The following is a 15,897-nucleotide window of genomic DNA, read 5'->3' as shown; positions in this document are numbered from 1 at the left end:
TCGGAACGTGTTTACGATCTCGCGAGCTAAGGCGAGAACAAGCGAAAAAGCGGAATGTACACGTGGTACATGAGCATTTTGAGCTCGTACTCACCGTGCAGCGCCTCACAAAGCGCAGCAGACTTTGAACAGGCTCTTAAACGGAGTGAGTTTCATCCTGCCTGACCATCCAGGCGTCGAACTCGTCCAGCGCGGCGTCGAAAGCCGGCAGCAGCGCTGCCACCTGATCCAGCAATTGCGCCTTGCCCGCTTGTTCCAGCGCTTCGGCGGCCATGCCCAAGGCATTGATGCCCACCATGCGGCTGGCGCCCTTGACCCGGTGGGCGGCAAAGCTGATGCGGTCGCTCGAGCCGGCGGCGATGGCCTGGCGCAATTCGGCGACGTCTTCGGCGTTGCCCTGCTGGAAGTCGCGCAGAATCTCCAGCTCCACTTGCAGGTCGCCATTGCTGTACACCTGCAGCACCGAGCGGTCCACCGGCCCGTCCTGCGCCGCGCTCGGCTCCGGCGGCGCCGAGCCGGCGGCGCGCGGGTCCTTGGCCGCCCATTTCTGCAAGGCGTCGGACAAGGCCGAAATCGACAAGGGCTTGGTCAGGAAATCGTCCATGCCGGCTTCTCGCGTCTTGTCCTGCTCTTCCTTGGCGGCATTGGCGGTGCAGGCGACGATGGGAATGCGCCCCAGCTCCGGATGTTCGTGCTCATGCGCGCGCACCAGCCGCGCCAGCTGGTAACCGTCGATGCCCGGCATGTGGCAGTCGGTCAGGATCATCGAATAGCGGCCGGACAGCCATTTGGCGAACGCGCGGTCGCCATCCTCGGCCCACTCCGCCGGATAACCCAGTTTTTCCAGCTGCTTCAGCGTCAGCTTGCGGTTGGTGGGATTGTCCTCGGCGAACAGAATCGGTAGCACACGCATCGAGGAGGACAGACTCATCGCCTCGGGCTCTTCCTCGCGCGGCATTTCCGCCGGCACATGGACCTGCGGCAGGCTGACCGGCGCCACCACCTGGTCCAGCCATTCCACTTCCAGCAATAGCCGCGCGCAGCTGCCCTTGCCCAGCTGGCTTTCCAGTTCCACATGGCCGCCCATCAGGCCGGCCAGCCGTCGGCAGATCGCGAGGCCCAGACCGGTGCCGCCAAAGCGCCGGGTGGTGTCGGAGTCCGCCTGGGTGAACGGCTGGAACAGCCGGGACAGGCTGTCCTCGGACATGCCGATGCCGCTGTCTTCCACTTCGAAGCTCAGCGATTGGTAATTGGCCATCGAGCTGAGTACCTTGACCCGTATCGCCACGCCGCCATGCACGGTGAACTTGATCGCGTTGCTGATGAAGTTCTGCAGGATCTGCCGCACCCGCAAGGGGTCCATCACCAGCGTCGGCGCCAGTTGCTCGTCCACATCCAGCTGGAAATCCAGGCCTTTCTTGTAGGCGTTTTCCTGGTACAGGCTGCGTATGCTTTCCAGGAAGGGGCGCGAGGCGGTCGGCGCGGTGACGATTTCCAGCTTGTCGGCCTCGATCTTGGAAAAATCCAGGATGTCGTCTATCAGCCGCAGCAAGGTTTGCGCGGAATCGTGTATCGTCGCCACCGCATCGCTCTGCTCGCCATCCAGCCGGGTCATGTTCAGCAATTCCAGCATGCCCAACACGCCATTCATCGGAGTACGGATCTCGTGGCTCATGGTGGCGAGGAAGGCGCTCTTGGCGCGGTTGGCGGCATTGGCCTGGTCGCGCGCCAGCCGCAATTCGAACTCGGCCATCTTGCGCTCGGTGATGTCGAGACAGGCCAGTATCATCACCCCTTCCACCACCTCGGTGGCCACCATCTGGCCCTCGAACAGCACCCAGATCGGCTGACCCGCGCCGGCCAGGCACTCCAGTTCGCAGTGGATGCGGGTACCCTGCCGCATCTGCTGCAGATGCTCGGTCAGCTCGATCCAGCCTTGTTCCGACGCCATCAATTCCATCAAATGCATGCCGGCGAGGCCGTAATCGCCGACATCGAAGATCAGTTCCGCGGTTTGGTTGGCGCGCGACACCTGCAACTGTTCATTCAGGCGCAGCAAGCCCACCGGCGAGGAGGCGAACACCGCCTCCTCCTCTTGCAGCACCGCGCGCAGCTGCGCCTCCGACACCTTGCGCCGCGCCTCTTCATCATAAAAACCCAGGATGTTGGCGTAGGCGCTGAGCAGCGGCTGCATACCCACGCCCAGCCGATACACATCCGGTTGCAGCAGGCACACCGCGGCGGCGACATCGCCGCCCAGCATCACCGGCAGGGAGATCCAGGCCGAGCGTTCGCTCAGCAGCTGGAACAGCCAGCTGAGCGGAGCCGGCGCCTGCGCCACCTCGCTCAAGGATGGCAGCTCCCGCGGCCAATCTCCGGCCTGCAGCTGCAGCGATTGACCATCGCCATCCAAGGGCGACCAGGCCAGCAGCAGGCATTGCTCGGCGCCGGCATGCTGGCAGAACACGCGGTGCAGCGCTTCGAACACCTTGTCGCGCGGCTCCCGCGCCAGCAGCATGCCTTCGACCACGGAGATCGCCGACAGCAACTCCACACTGCGCTCCAGCGAGGTCTCCGCCTGACGCCGCTGCTGTTCATTGCGCACCGTCAGCATGCGCCAGCTGTGGTCGCGGCTGTCGCTGAACCGGCTGAGGGAAATGAGCACATAGAAACGCTCGCCACTGGCCGGCAACCCTTCCCCGGTCAGCTCCACCGTGGTCTGATCGTCCAAGGCCTGCGTCAAGTGGCTGACGCCGCCCGGCACCTCCAGCAGGCTGTAAGCCGACATGCCGTGCAGCACTTCCTGCGGATAGCCGAACATCTTGCCGGCCCCGGGGTTGGCGATCTCGATGCGGCCATTGCGATTGACGATCAGCACCGCGTCGCCGGAAGCGTCCAGCATATGCTTCAACGCGGACAACGGCCGCAGCACGCGGCTCACCATATAGTGCAGCAGCACCAGCACCAGGCCCAAGGCCAGCGCGCCGAACAGGCCATCGCGCACCATGCGGAACAGAAAGACGCTGCGCCCTTCGTCGATGCGCTCGGCCGTCATCCGCTCCACCATGCCGAACGCGTTTTGCAAGACCGTGCTCAACTCCGCCAGGCTGGCATGGAAATCGGTGGCCTGATTGAATGACTGCACGCCGTCTATCTGCTCATGCTGCAGCTTGACCACCAATTGCAGCTTCAAGGTCAGTGTCACCAGATTATTGAACGCCGCTTTCAGCTCATCGTCGTGCGCCGCCAGGATGATGGGCCGCATCTGCTCCACCATCACCATCGCGGAGCTGAGCCGGAACGCCAGATCGTCCTCGATGTCGCGGTTCATCCGGTGCCCCAGCTGCTCCCGGATGAGCAGCGCCACCGCGTTGCCGCGCAGTTGGCCGCCCAGCAACCACAGGTTCTGCTTGATCATCATCAGGCTGTTGAGGGTGGGATCGGCCTGGCTGGCCAGCTGCGCCATGTCCGCGGCCAGGATGCCTCCGGCTTCATTGCGCAAGCGCGATGTGACCAAGTACAGCAGATTGCTCATCGACTCGTTCTGAAAATCCCGCTGCCGCAACACGGCCAGGGACTCGGCCCGCAGCACTTTGAAATCATGGGCGAGACTGGACAGCCGCTTCTGACTGCTGACGTCCACACCGGCGATAACCGGCATGGAAGCCAGCGCCACCACGAACTTGGCATCGGTATCGCGGGCCAGACGCCGCAAATCATCCTGCTGCTGCTGCGTGGGCGGCACTTTCGCGGTCAACAGCAGCCGCAGCTGACTGCTCTCCAGATTTTCCGCGTTGAGCGCCAGATACAGCGCCGAGATGTCGCGGTTCAGCTCCGCCACATGCTGGGCCTGGCGGTAGGAGTCCCAAGACTCATTCAGCAGGCGCAGAATGGCGCCCGCCTGCAGCGCGCCCAGCAACAGCACGATCAGGATCACCGCGCGACGGATGGACTTGGTGTGTTCCTGGCGCGGCCTGGACAGCTTCATCGGAGCGGGGCTCAATGTTCGTTCGACGGCGCGGCTTCAGTCTCGGGGCTTTCCTCGACAAAGAGCCGCATCACGCCGTAACGATCGCTGAAATCGCGTAGCACCGCGATCTGGTTGGCGGAAATCGCCGCGCCGCGCGGCAGTAGCAGATGGCCATGCTTGCTGCACAGGTCCTGGGCCAGCACCGACCCCGCCTTGACCGCCAGCAGGCTGACCGCGGTGCCAGGCGGCGCCTCGGGCAGCGCCGGCGCATCGAACAGCCGGCCAAAGACCTTGCGGTCATACTCGCTGCCGGTGGCGACGCCATAATAGCTGAACGGGTCGATTTCCGGCCGCTTGCGCTGCATCGCCGCCACGATGGCCTTCTCCACGTCGGCCGGCTTCGGCGGCTTGACCACGAAACCGTCGGCGTGCAGTTGGCTGGCCAGTACCACATTGCTGCGGTCGGCGTGGCCGGACAGGAACACGAAGGGCAGATTGGATGGGTTCATGGTGTGACCGCAGCGCAGCTCTTTCAACAAATCCATGCCGTTCATCGGTGCCATCTGCACATCGCACAGCACCAGGTCCACCATGCGGATGTCGAGCAAGCGCATCGACGCGGTGCCGTCCGCCGCCTGGAAAATGGATTCGGAGCGCAGGCCCATCGCCTGCAAGGCCTGGCTGATCAGCGAACGCACCAGGGTCTGGTCGTCCACGATCAAGATCCGCATTCGGGAAAAATCCACCGCAGCACTCATTCCGCGCTCCCCTCCGCCGTCGCCGCCTGACGGCTCTGCCGCAGATAATCGCTCAATTCGTTCTCGCGTAGCGGCAGCGCCACATAAGCGCCGCGCACGCATGGACAGCCCAGATCCTTAGCCAGCGCCACGCTGTCCTCCTCGTCGATGCCGCTGGCGGTGATCGCCCCCGGCGCCAAACCGTAAATGCGCAAAAAGCGCAATGCCTGCGGATCCGCGCCCAGCATGCCGCGTATCCATTGCAGGGTTTGCCGCGGAATGTTGACGTGATCGAAGGGCAGCTTGAGCATATTGCTCTGGGTCAGCGAACCGGAGCCGAAGGCATCGGCGATCAAGCGGAAGCCCAGGTATTTGATCTTGGCGACATTCTCGAACGCCAGCGCCGGCGACTGCGGCCCCAGACCGTCGGCCAGCTCGAAGCCCAATAGCCGCGACGGCGCGCCGAACTGCTGCAGCAAGGCGTGGCAGTGGTCGAACACATGCTCGCTTTCCAGACAGGAGGTGTCGATGCGCGCATTGAAACCGCAGTCCTCGCCCAAGCCCTGCTGGCGCAAGCCGGACCACAGCCTGGCCATGCGCGCCACCAGTTCTTCCAGCACCAGCGCGGACACGCCCTTGCGCTGCGCCAGCACATTGAACAAACCCGCGCCCCACTCCACCCGTCCCTGCGGCCGGATCAGCGCCGCCACGCCGAAACCGACCGGACTCAAATCGGGCAAGCGCAATATCGGCTCCAGCTCCAGCTTGAAATCGCCGGCGCAGATATCGGCGAAAAAGCTTTCCACCTCCAGCTGCTGCACCTGATAAGCGCGCTCAAGGTCGGAGAAGATGCCGTTGAGCACGGCGAGAAAGGCTTCCGCCGAATAGGGTTTGGACAGAAAGCGGGTGCTGCCTATGCCCAAGCTGCCGGCCATTTCGCTGATGGTGTTCAGCGTTTTGCCGTCATATCCGGAAATGATCAGCAAGGCGGAGCGATAGCCGAGCAAGGCCACGTGCTTGATGAAGTCTATGCCGTTCATGCCCGGCATGCCGATATCGGTGACGATCAGGTCATAGCGGTTCTCTCCTATGCTGCGCAGCGCCTCGGCCGGGTCGCTGAACTCATCGATGGCCACCTCGTAACGACTGAAAAAACTGGCCTGGCGGGAAATCAGCTTGCGCAACACCAGCTGATCTTCAAGCACCAGAAACCGCTTGGCCGGCAAGCCCATGGGATCACCCTCCCCGCAATGCGCGCGGCGGCCGTTACGGCCGCCCGCGGCTCAAGCCAAATACGACATTCGAGTAATATTGATACTAGGTGCTGATGCCCGCAGCCACAACCACGGCTTGCGATATTCGATGCTGCGGCGCGGCAGCCTGGGACGCGTCCACGCTCCTGCGCGCGGGAGCGAGACAAGGCGAAAACAGAGGAGAAAACGGCGTTGGCAAGCGATCAAAAACAATCCGAGGCCTTGCTCTGCGTGCAGAGCTGGCCCGCAATGGGCATTGCACAGGCTTTTATGCAATTGGCGCTACCGCCATGCATAATATGAGCATTGTCACGCCAGGAGGCACGCCATGCTGTTCCAGTCTAGCCAGCTCGGCCAGGTCGATATCGACGAGAGCACCATCATCACTTTCCCGCACGGCATTCCCGCGCTGGAGAGCTGCACCCGCTTCAAGCTGTTCCATAACGCGACCCAGGCTCAGCCGCAGGTGTTCTGGCTGCAGTCGCTGGACGATCCCGGCATCATCTTCAGCATCGCCACGCCGGAAGCGCTGGACATTCGCTACGAAATCGAACTGGATGACGCGGAAGTGGCGGAACTGCGCCTGCAACAGCCTCAGGATGTCGCCATCCTACTGATGCTGAGCAATCAGGCCGACGAACAACACCCGGCGCTGCCATCGATGAAAGCCAATATCCGCAATCCGCTGGTGATCAATCTGCAAAGCCGCGTCGGCCTGCAAAAAGTGGGGCTGCAGTGCGACATCCTGCTGCATAACCGCTGATGCCGGCGCCCGCCCGCTGCGCCTGGTGCGGCGACGACCCGCTCTATGTCGCTTATCACGACCAGGAATGGGGACGGCCGGAGCGCGACGATAGCAAGCTGTTCGAGATGCTGATCTTGGAGGGCGCCCAGACCGGCCTATCCTGGATCACCATCTTGCGCAAGCGCGAGGGCTACCGCCGCGCCTTCCACGGCTTCGATCCGGTCAAGGTCGCGGCGATGGACGAGGCCGATGTGGAACGGCTGATGCAGGATGCCGGCATTGTGCGCAACCGTTTGAAGATCCGGAGCGCCATCCGCAACGCCAAGGTGTTCCTGCAGATGCAGCGGCAACACGGCAGCTTCGCCGGCTGGCTGTGGGCGCATGTGGACGGCCGGCCGCTACTGCGCCGCCACGACGACGAGCGGGTGCCCGCCAGCACCGAGCTGTCCGACCGCGTCAGCAAGGCACTGAAGAAAGCCGGCATGAACTTCGTCGGCAGCACGGTGATCTACGCTTATCTGCAAGCCTGCGGCGTGGTCAACGACCACATGTCGGACTGCTTCCTCTGCCCCGATCGCGGCTGAACCCTCCAGACGCTAAAAAAGCCCGGAATCCCGGGCTTTTTTAGCAGCGGACCTGCGCTCAGGCGAAGCTCAGATGGCCGTCCCGCGCTTCCACCAGGATGGTGGATTTCGGTGGGTATTTGCCGGCCAGGATAGCCTTGGCCAGCGGGTTTTCCAACTCGCTCTGGATCGCCCGTTTCAGCGGCCGCGCGCCGTAGACCGGGTCGAAGCCGACTTCGGACAAGAGCGCCAACGCTTCCTCGCTGACCTGCAGATCCAGGTCCAGCTTGGCCAGCCGGCCTTCCAGACTCTTGAGCTGGATGCGGGCGATGGATTTGATGTGCTGCTCGCCCAGGCCGTGGAACACCACCACCTCGTCGATGCGGTTGATGAACTCTGGCCGAAACTGGGTTTTCACTTCCGCCATCACCGCCAGCTTGATCACCTGGTAATCGTCGGTATCCATGGTCTGGATCTGCTGGCTGCCGATATTGGACGTCATCACCACCACCGTGTTCTTGAAGTCCACGGTACGGCCCTGGCCATCTGTCAGCCGGCCATCGTCCAACACCTGCAGCAGGATGTTGAACACGTCCGGATGTGCTTTTTCCACCTCGTCCAGCAGGATCACGCTATACGGTTTGCGGCGCACCTGTTCGGTCAGATAGCCGCCTTCCTCATAACCGACATAGCCCGGCGGCGCGCCGATCAGCCTGGCCACCGAATGCTTCTCCATATACTCGGACATATCGATGCGGATCAGATGATCTTCGCTATCGAACATGAAGCCGGCCAAGGCCTTGCACAGCTCGGTCTTGCCCACCCCGGTCGGCCCCAGGAACAGGAAGGAGCCGTAGGGCTTGTTGGGGTCGGCCAGGCCGGAGCGGGAGCGACGGATGGCGTCGGCCACCGCGCTGACCGCCTCGTCCTGCCCCACCACGCGCTGATGCAGCACCTCTTCCATTCGCAACAGCTTGTCGCGCTCGCCTTCCAGCATCTTGGACACCGGAATGCCGGTGGCGCGGCTGACCACTTCCGCGATCTCCTCCGCGCCCACCTGGGTGCGCAGCAGGCGGTTGGGCTTGGCCTGCTCCCCGGCGCCGGCCGCTTCCGCGTCCTGCAGCCGCGCTTCCAGCTGTGGCAGCTTGCCGTATTGCAGTTCCGCCAGCTTCTGCCAATCGCCCTTGCGCTTCAAGTCCTCCATGTCCAGCTTGAGGCGCTCGATTTCCTCCTTGATGCTTTGCGATCCCTGCTGCGCCGCCTTCTCCGCCTTCCAGATTTCATCCAGGTCAGCGTATTCGCGCGACAGCTCGGCGATCTCGTCCTCGATCAGCTTCAGCCGCTTTTGCGAGGCCTCGTCGCTTTCCTTGTTCACCGCTTCGCGCTCGATCTTCAATTGGATCAGCCTGCGGTCCAGCTTGTCCATCGCCTCTGGCTTGGAATCCAGCTCCATCTTGATGCGGCTGGCGGCCTCGTCTATCAGGTCGATGGCCTTGTCCGGCAGGAAGCGGTCGGTGATATAACGCTGCGACAGCTCGGCCGCGGCGACGATGGCCGGGTCGGTGATGTCGACGCCATGATGGATCTCGTACTTTTCCTGCAGGCCGCGCAGGATGGCGATGGTGTCCTCCACCGAGGGTTCGCCCACCAGCACCTTCTGGAAGCGGCGCTCCAGCGCCGCGTCCTTTTCGATATATTTGCGGTATTCGTCCAGCGTGGTGGCGCCGATGCAATGCAGCTCGCCGCGCGCCAGCGCCGGCTTCAGCATATTGCCGGCGTCCATCGCGCCCTCGGCCTTGCCGGCGCCCACCAGGGTGTGGATTTCATCGATGAAGATCAGGGTCTGGCCGTCGTCCTTGGCCAGATCGTTCAGCACCGCCTTCAAGCGCTCTTCGAATTCGCCGCGGAATTTGGCGCCGGCGATCAGCGCCGCCAGGTCCAGCACCAGCAAGCGCTTGTTCTTCAGGCTCTCCGGCACTTCGCCGTTGATGATGCGCTGCGCCAGGCCTTCGACGATGGCGGTCTTGCCGACGCCGGGCTCGCCGATCAGCACCGGGTTGTTCTTGGTGCGGCGCTGCAATACCTGGATGGCGCGACGGATTTCGTCGTCGCGGCCGATCACCGGATCCAGCTTGCCCAGGCGCGCGCGCTCGGTCAGGTCCTGGGTATATTTCTTCAGGGCTTCGCGCTGGCTTTCCGCATCCTGGCTGGACACGCTGGCGCCGCCGCGCACCGCGGCGATGGCGGCTTCGATCGCCGCCGGCTGGCCGCCGTGCTCCTTCAGCAAGCGCGCGGCCTCGCCCTTGTCCTGGCTCAGCGCGGACAGGAACAGCTCGCTGGCGATGTATTCATCACCCAGCTTCATCGCCGCCTTGTCGCTCAGGTTCAATAAATTGGCCAACTCGCGCGACACGGTGATCTCGCCGCCAGTGCCCTGCACTCGCGGCAGCCGTTGTAGCGACTGGTTCAGCCCGGCCTTGAGCGCGGGCACATTGACGCCGGCGCGCGCCAGCAGGCCGCCGATGCCGCTGTCGGCGTCGTCCAGCATCGCCAGCAGCAGATGCTGCGGCTCGATATAACCGTGATCGTGTGACAGGGCCAGGCTCTGGGCATCCCCCAGCGCCTGCTGGAACTTGGTGGTCAGCTTGTCGAATCGCATGGAGTGGCTCCTTCGGAACGTTGATAAGCTCTATCTGGGCATGACCAGTTGCTTTTCAAGTCCAAGGACCGCGCAGCGACGCCGCGCGGCCGTGGCCGGCCGCTCAGCGCAGCGAGCGCACCACCGAGCTGACCACGCCCCAGATTTCCGCGCCGTCCGCGACCGGCAGATCGGCAAAGCCAGGCTGGGCGGCGCGCAGGCAGGCCCGCTCCGGGCTCAAGTGCAGCCGGCGAACCAGGAATTCCTCGCCGCGCGCCGCGATCACCACATCGTTGTGGCGCGGCGTCAGCAGGCGGTCGACGATCAGCAGATCGCCATCGAAAATGCCGGCCCCGCTCATCGCGTCGCCGGCGACGCGGACGAAAAAGCTGGTGTCCGGGTGCTGGATCAGGAAATCGTTGAGATTGAGCGGTTGCTCGAGATAATCGTCGGCCGGCGACGGGAAGCCCGCCGCCACGCTGCCGTCAAACCACTGGATGTTGGCGCCGACGGCGCCGGAACGGCGCGCGCCACCCACGCGCCCGGGCGCCAGCCGCGCTAGTTGCGCCAACGGCCGGTCGCGGGCCGCCCGCTTCAGTTCCTTCATGCCCGCGGCTCAGCGCACGACGATGCGGGCATCGCCGGCGGCCAGACGGCCGATCTTGGCCGCATAATCGAAGCCGGCCTCACGGAAACGCGCCAAGACTTCGTCCGCCAGCTCCGGCGCCACCGCCGCCAGCAAGCCGCCGCTGGTCTGCGGATCCGCCAGCAGGCGCAACTGCCATTCCGGCAGCCCGGCGCCGAAGTCCACGTGCGCGCCGAAGCTGGCCAGGTTGCGCTCGATCGCGCCCGGTCCATAGCCCTGCTCGGCAAACGATCTGGCCTCGGCGATCACCGGCACCTGCTGCATATCGATGTGCGCGGCCAGGCCCGCGCCCTTGCACACTTCCAGCGCATGGCCAAGCAGGCCGAAACCGGTCACATCGGTCAGGGCGTGCACCCCGTCCATCGCCGCCAGTTCGGCGCCCACCGTGTTCAGCTTGGTGGTGGAGGCGATCAAGGCCTGGTAGCCGTCGTCGCCGAGCACGCCTTTTTTCATCGCCTGCGCCAGGATGCCGACGCCCAGGCCCTTGCCCAGGATCAGCACATCGCCGTCGCGCGCCTCGCTATTGCGCTTGAGCTGGTCCGGATGCACCACGCCCAGCGCCACCAGGCCATAGATGGGTTCGGGGGAATCGATGGAATGGCCGCCGGCGAGCGGAATGCCGGCCGCGTGACACACCGATTCGCCGCCATCGAGGATCGCGCGTATGGTTTCCACCGGCAGCAGGTTCACCGGCATGCCAACGATGGCCAGCGCCATGATGGGCGTCGCGCCCATCGCATAAATGTCCGAAAGCGCATTGGTGGCGGCGATGCGGCCGAAGTCGCGGGCATCGTCGACGATGGGCATGAAGAAATCCGTCGTCGCCACAATGGCCTGGGAGACGTTCAATTGATACACCGCCGCGTCATCGCTGGTTTCCGCGCCCACCAGCAGATTGGGGAAAGCCATCTTTTCCTTGGCCGTCGACAGAATGGATTCCAGCACCGAAGGCGCGATTTTGCAGCCGCAACCGCCGCCGTGAGACAATTGCGTCAATTTGATATCAGCCATTTGCGGACTCCGCCATATTTATGCTTTTCAAGGTCGCGAACGTATCACAGCTGGGGCAGTTTGACGAGATCATCGACGTGCGCTCCCCGGCAGAATTTGCCGAAGATCACATCCCCGGCGCCATAAACTGTCCGGTTCTGGACGACGAGGAGCGCATCCGCGTCGGCACCCTGTACAAACAGGTGTCCCCGTTCGAAGCGCGCAAGGTGGGCGCTGCGCTGGCGGCCAAGAACATCGCCCGCCATATCGAGGAGCGCTTCGCCGACCGTCCCAAATCCTGGCGGCCGCTGATTTGCTGCTGGCGCGGCGGCCAGCGTTCCGGCTCGATGGCGCTGATCTTCGCCCAGATCGGCTGGCCCGCCCATCAGCTGGAAGGCGGCTATAAAGCCTATCGCCGCCAGGTGCTGCAATGGCTGGACGAACTGCCGGGCCAGCTCAAGCTGCGCGTGATCTGCGCCCCCACCGGCTCCGGCAAGAGCCGCTTGCTGCAGGCGCTGGCGCGCGCCGGCCATCAAGTGCTGGACCTGGAAGGACTGGCCAATCACCGCGGCTCGGTGCTGGGCCGGCTACCGGACCTGCCGCAGCCGCCGCAAAAATGGTTCGACACCCTGCTCTTGCAGCAGATGCGCGGCCTGGACCTGGAACGCCCGGTGTTCATCGAATCGGAAAGCAAGAAAGTCGGCTTCGTCTCCCTGCCGGACGCCTTGTACCGCCAGATGCACCAAGGCGATTGCCTGCTGCTGGAGGTGCCGCTGGCGGAGCGCGTGCGCTTCCTGCTGGAGGACTACGACTTCTATCTGCAAGATCCGGAAGCGCTGATGCGCCAGCTCGGCTTCCTGAAAGGGCTGCATTCCGGCGAGCAGCTGGAGGCCTGGAACCAGTTGATCCGGACCGGGCACTTCGACGCACTGGTGGCGGAGCTCCTGGCCAAGCATTACGACCCGCTGTATTACCGCTCGCTGGGCAAGCACTATCCGCAACTGGCCACCACCGCGCCGCTGATGCTGGACAGCCTGGCGCCGGAACGGCTGGACCTGGCCGCTGCGCACATAATCTGAACGGGCGCCGCGGCGGCGGCGCTCATCAGCGGCGCAAAACTGCGGTATCATCAGGACATCCTAATTCATCCGCGGCGCCGCGCCGCGCCCCGACTCCGCGCGCATGACCCCACACGCTCAACTCGACTGGCAAGACGGTCAACCCGTTTCCCTCGCCTTTGGCGATGTCTATTTCTCCCGCGCCTCCGGGCTGGACGAAACCCGCCATGTATTCCTGCGCCACAACCGCTTGGCGGAGCGTTTCGCCGCCTTGCCGGCGCATGGCCAGTTCACCATCGCCGAAACCGGATTCGGCACCGGTCTGAACTTTCTATGCGCCTGGGAGCTCTTCCTGGAGCGGGCGCCGGCCGACGCCAGGCTGCATTTCATCAGCGCGGAAAAATTCCCGCTGACGCCACGCGACCTGGCCCAGGCCTTGGCGCTGTGGCCGCAGCTGGCCGGGCTGGCTCAGCAATTGCTGGCCCAATACCAGTCGCTGCCGCCAGGCTGGCACCGGCTGCTGCTGAACCAGGGACGCGTCACGCTGACCTTGCTGATCGGCGATGTGCTGGATGTGCTGCCCGAGGTGGACGCCCGCGTCGACGCCTGGTTCCTGGACGGCTTCGCCCCATCCAAAAACCCCGATATGTGGCAGCCGCAGCTGTTCCAGACCATGGCGCGGTTGTCCGCTCCCGGCGCCACCTTCGCCACCTTCACCAGCGCCGGCTTCGTGCGCCGCGGTCTGAGCGAAGCCGGCTTCGCCGTCAGCAAGACAGCCGGCTTCGGCCACAAGCGCGAGATGAGCCACGGCCATCTGCAGACACTGCCCGACGGCGGCTGGTCGCCTCCGTGGTTCGCGCGCCCGGCGCGCCGCCACGGCGAGCGTAGCGCCATCGTCATCGGCGGCGGCATCGCCGGCGCGGCCAGCGCTTACAGCCTGGCCTGCCGCGGCTGGCAGGTCACCGTGGTGGAACGCCTGCCGGAACTGGCGCGCGGTGCCTCCGGCAACCCGCAAGGCGTGCTGTACGCCAAGCTGTCCCCGCATTTCACCCCTCTGACCCGCCTGATCCTGTCCGGATACGGCTACAGCCTGCGCACGCTGCGCACCCAGTTGCCGGAAGACGATGCTCATTGGCGCGGCTGCGGCGTGCTGCAACTGGCGCATGATGCGGCGGAAGCGGAACGACACGACGGCCTGGCCGGCGCCGGCTTCAGCCCCGATGTCCTCAAGCGGGTCGACTCGCAAGAAGCCAGCGAGCTGGCCGGCGTGGAGCTGCCGCACGGCGGCCTGTTCTTCCCGCAGGGCGGCTGGGTCAATCCGCCGGCCCTGGTGCGCAAGCTGGTCGAACATCCCAATATCCAGGTCCGCACCAGCCGCACCATCGTCGAACTGGATTACAACCCGCTGGACAAGAGCTGGGTCGCCATCGGCGACGAAGGCTCGGTGGCGATAGGCTCGGTGGTCATCCTCGCCGGCGCGGCGGAAACCGGCGCCTTCGACGCCACCCAGCACCTGCCGCTGAAGAAAATCCGCGGCCAGGTCACCGTCGCCCGCGCCACCACTCAAAGCGAGGCGCTACGCACCGTATTATGCGGCGAAGGCTATATCTCACCCGCGCGCTTCGGCGAGCACTGCCTGGGCGCCACCTTCAAGTTCAATACCGAGGACCTAGGCGTCAATCTGTTCGAGCACCAGGAAAACCTGCACATGCTGGCCGGGCTGGCACCCAGCCTGTACAAGGCCTTGGGCGGAGAAGCCCTGCTGGAAAAAGCCTTGTCCGGCCGCGCGTCGCTGCGCTGCACCAGTCCTGACTATCTGCCCATCGTCGGCCCGGTCGCCCACGCGCAAAGCCTGATCGACACCTATCTGCCGTTGAGCAAGGACGCCACGCTGCAATTGAACGACGCCGCGCCATGGATAGACGGCTTGTACGTCAACACCGCCCATGGCTCGCGCGGCATGATCACCGCGCCCTTGTCGGGTGAAATGCTGGCGGCGCTGCTGGAGGATGAGCCAGCGCCGGTGGCCCGCAGCCTGATGCAAGCCACCCATCCCAGCCGTTTCCTGATACGCGACCTGATGCGCAACAAGCTGCCACAGCGGGGCTGACGCCAGTTCCTCAGACGGAAGGCGCCGCAGCGTCAATCGCCGCGCGGATATCGTCGGGAATCGATACCGACTTGCCGGCCTGGTAATCCACCCACACCAGCGTCACCTCGCCGCTGGCATAGACCACGCCGGGATCATCCCACCGATAGAAATGATGGCGCAGCTTCAGGCTGCTGCGGCCCAGCTTTTCCAGCTCTATGGTGATGTCCAATGTGGCGGGATAAGTGATTTCCTTGCGAAACACGCAGGCGGTGCCGGCCAGCACCGGGCCGCAGCCGGAAGGATCTATGCCATGGCCCAGGCTTTCCAACCAGTCCAGCCGGATCTGTTCCAGATAACGAAAGTAATACGTATTGTTCAGATGCCCGACGGCATCCATATCGCCCCAACGCATCACGATGCTGCGGGTATCTATCACCGGATAATGCTTGTCCACACTGTTTCCCTTGGCTGTGCGGCCGCACCGGCCGCCTTCATATCATTTGCACCGCAACATGATAACGGCCAATCCGTCTCGGGTCACATAGCGTCACATAAAACACAACAAATCCAAATATCCCGCTTAGGAATGAATGGGCATACTGGTTTCCGTCAGCAGCCGGGACCCCGACCAAGGGTCCTGTATCTGGCAGGATCGACGCGCCTGTTTTGTTGGAAATTACCTACCCCTTCTGGCCGGCGCGTCGGTCTCCTGAGCGAAGGTGCAAATTGGGGCCCCGATCCGGGGCTCTTTTTTTGTCTGTTTGTTGCGCAAAGGCCAATTCATTGCGCAAGTGTTAAGCCCACCTCGATTTCATCACAGCCCGTCACATAAGCCCCAACTAATCACTCTATTTGAGCGCTGTCGGCCGGCGCATACTGCGTCCATCGAATCCGCTCTCCCCCGAGGGCGGTTTCGATACGATCGAACATCTGCTTGTTGTGGATACACGCCCGCCGGCAGTCACGTCGATCACCTGAGCGAAGGTGCAATTCAGAGCCCCCTAAACCGGGGCTCTTTTTTTATCCACTGCCTCGCCAGCCCTTACCGCGCCCGCTCGGGCATGCTCCATCAGGCCATGCCGCCGCCGAGCGGACAAAAAAGAGGCCGCGCAAAGGCGGCCCAAACGGGGATCTCAATTCACCAACTCCAAGCCTGGGCTTGGCACGACAAAAATAGAGAAGGATGTCACTTTCAGAAGACGATT

The 15,897-nt window shown here is 63.9% G+C and carries 11 protein-coding genes; 4 read left to right on the top strand and 7 right to left on the bottom strand.

The annotated features are described in order from the left end of the window. Nucleotides 1–136 precede the first annotated feature (136 nt). From LQT98_RS16335 to LQT98_RS16325, 3 genes are read right to left on the bottom strand one after another with little or no spacing between them, the layout of a single operon-like run. Nucleotides 137–3,988, bottom strand: coding sequence for an ATP-binding protein (locus LQT98_RS16335; protein WP_231463578.1), 3,852 nt, complete (start codon nt 3,986–3,988; stop codon nt 137–139). 11 nt (nt 3,989–3,999) lie between these two features. Further along, nucleotides 4,000–4,701: a response regulator gene (locus LQT98_RS16330; RefSeq protein ID WP_231463576.1), complete on the bottom strand. Its 702-nt coding sequence runs from the start codon at nt 4,699–4,701 to the stop codon at nt 4,000–4,002. A 23-nt stretch (nt 4,702–4,724) separates the two neighbouring features. Beyond that, nucleotides 4,725–5,912 carry an EAL domain-containing response regulator gene (locus LQT98_RS16325; RefSeq protein WP_231463574.1) on the bottom strand — a complete coding sequence of 396 codons (1,188 nt, stop codon included), beginning with the start codon at nt 5,910–5,912 and terminating at the stop codon, nt 4,725–4,727. A 376-nt stretch (nt 5,913–6,288) separates the two neighbouring features. Between LQT98_RS16325 and fliW the strand changes: the two genes are divergently transcribed. Continuing rightward, on the top strand, nt 6,289–6,723 hold the full coding sequence (fliW, locus tag LQT98_RS16320) for a flagellar assembly protein FliW (protein ID WP_048410279.1): 435 nt from the start codon (nt 6,289–6,291) through the stop codon (nt 6,721–6,723). Further along, nucleotides 6,723–7,289 (top strand): DNA-3-methyladenine glycosylase I, encoded by a 567-nt coding sequence (locus tag LQT98_RS16315; RefSeq protein ID WP_231463572.1) that lies wholly within the window; start codon nt 6,723–6,725, stop codon nt 7,287–7,289. Before fliW ends, LQT98_RS16315 begins: the two co-directional genes overlap by 1 nt. 58 nt (nt 7,290–7,347) lie before the next feature. Here the strand turns inward: LQT98_RS16315 and clpB are convergent, their stop codons facing one another. The 3 genes from clpB to selD form a co-directional block, all read right to left on the bottom strand. Then, nucleotides 7,348–9,927 (bottom strand): ATP-dependent chaperone ClpB, encoded by a 2,580-nt coding sequence (gene clpB, locus LQT98_RS16310; RefSeq protein ID WP_231463570.1) that lies wholly within the window; start codon nt 9,925–9,927, stop codon nt 7,348–7,350. Nucleotides 9,928–10,030: 103 nt separating this feature from the next. After that, on the bottom strand, nt 10,031–10,513 hold the full coding sequence (locus LQT98_RS16305) for a LexA family protein (protein ID WP_231463568.1): 483 nt from the start codon (nt 10,511–10,513) through the stop codon (nt 10,031–10,033). 9 nt (nt 10,514–10,522) lie between these two features. Continuing rightward, nucleotides 10,523–11,563 carry a selenide, water dikinase SelD gene (gene selD / locus LQT98_RS16300; protein ID WP_231463566.1) on the bottom strand — a complete coding sequence of 347 codons (1,041 nt, stop codon included), beginning with the start codon at nt 11,561–11,563 and terminating at the stop codon, nt 10,523–10,525. 20 nt (nt 11,564–11,583) lie between these two features. Here selD and mnmH point away from each other — a divergent pair, with 20 nt between their 5' ends. Next, nucleotides 11,584–12,621, top strand: coding sequence for a tRNA 2-selenouridine(34) synthase MnmH (gene mnmH / locus LQT98_RS16295; RefSeq protein ID WP_231463564.1), 1,038 nt, complete (start codon nt 11,584–11,586; stop codon nt 12,619–12,621). A gap of 103 nt (nt 12,622–12,724) precedes the next feature. After that, the gene (mnmC, locus tag LQT98_RS16290) at nt 12,725–14,710 is read left to right on the top strand and encodes a bifunctional tRNA (5-methylaminomethyl-2-thiouridine)(34)-methyltransferase MnmD/FAD-dependent 5-carboxymethylaminomethyl-2-thiouridine(34) oxidoreductase MnmC (RefSeq protein WP_231463562.1); all 1,986 of its coding nucleotides are present in this window, start codon (nt 12,725–12,727) and stop codon (nt 14,708–14,710) included. A 10-nt stretch (nt 14,711–14,720) separates the two neighbouring features. Here mnmC and LQT98_RS16285 read toward each other — a convergent pair whose 3' ends face one another. Next, nucleotides 14,721–15,146, bottom strand: a complete 426-nt coding sequence (locus LQT98_RS16285; protein ID WP_231463560.1) for an acyl-CoA thioesterase — start codon at nt 15,144–15,146, stop codon at nt 14,721–14,723. Nucleotides 15,147–15,897 lie beyond the last annotated feature (751 nt).

It is taken from the genome of Chromobacterium aquaticum (genome assembly GCF_021129195.1).
Taxonomy (GTDB): Bacteria; Pseudomonadota; Gammaproteobacteria; order Burkholderiales; family Chromobacteriaceae; genus Chromobacterium; species Chromobacterium aquaticum.
The sequence above is the reverse complement of the archived record's forward strand: the minus strand, read 5'-3'. Positions and strand labels throughout refer to the sequence as shown.

Excerpts from the sequence above, each read along its gene's own strand:
- LQT98_RS16335 (WP_231463578.1), bottom strand. The coding sequence starts at position 3,988 with ATGAAGCTGTCCAGGCCGCGCCAGGAACACACCAAGTCCATCCGTCGC.
- LQT98_RS16330 (WP_231463576.1), bottom strand. The coding sequence starts at position 4,701 with ATGCGGATCTTGATCGTGGACGACCAGACCCTGGTGCGTTCGCTGATC.
- fliW (WP_048410279.1), top strand. The coding sequence starts at position 6,289 with ATGCTGTTCCAGTCTAGCCAGCTCGGCCAGGTCGATATCGACGAGAGC.
- LQT98_RS16315 (WP_231463572.1), top strand. The coding sequence starts at position 6,723 with ATGCCGGCGCCCGCCCGCTGCGCCTGGTGCGGCGACGACCCGCTCTAT.
- clpB (WP_231463570.1), bottom strand. The coding sequence starts at position 9,927 with ATGCGATTCGACAAGCTGACCACCAAGTTCCAGCAGGCGCTGGGGGAT.
- LQT98_RS16305 (WP_231463568.1), bottom strand. The coding sequence starts at position 10,513 with ATGAAGGAACTGAAGCGGGCGGCCCGCGACCGGCCGTTGGCGCAACTA.
- selD (WP_231463566.1), bottom strand. The coding sequence starts at position 11,563 with ATGGCTGATATCAAATTGACGCAATTGTCTCACGGCGGCGGTTGCGGC.
- mnmH (WP_231463564.1), top strand. The coding sequence starts at position 11,584 with ATGCTTTTCAAGGTCGCGAACGTATCACAGCTGGGGCAGTTTGACGAG.
- mnmC (WP_231463562.1), top strand. The coding sequence starts at position 12,725 with ATGACCCCACACGCTCAACTCGACTGGCAAGACGGTCAACCCGTTTCC.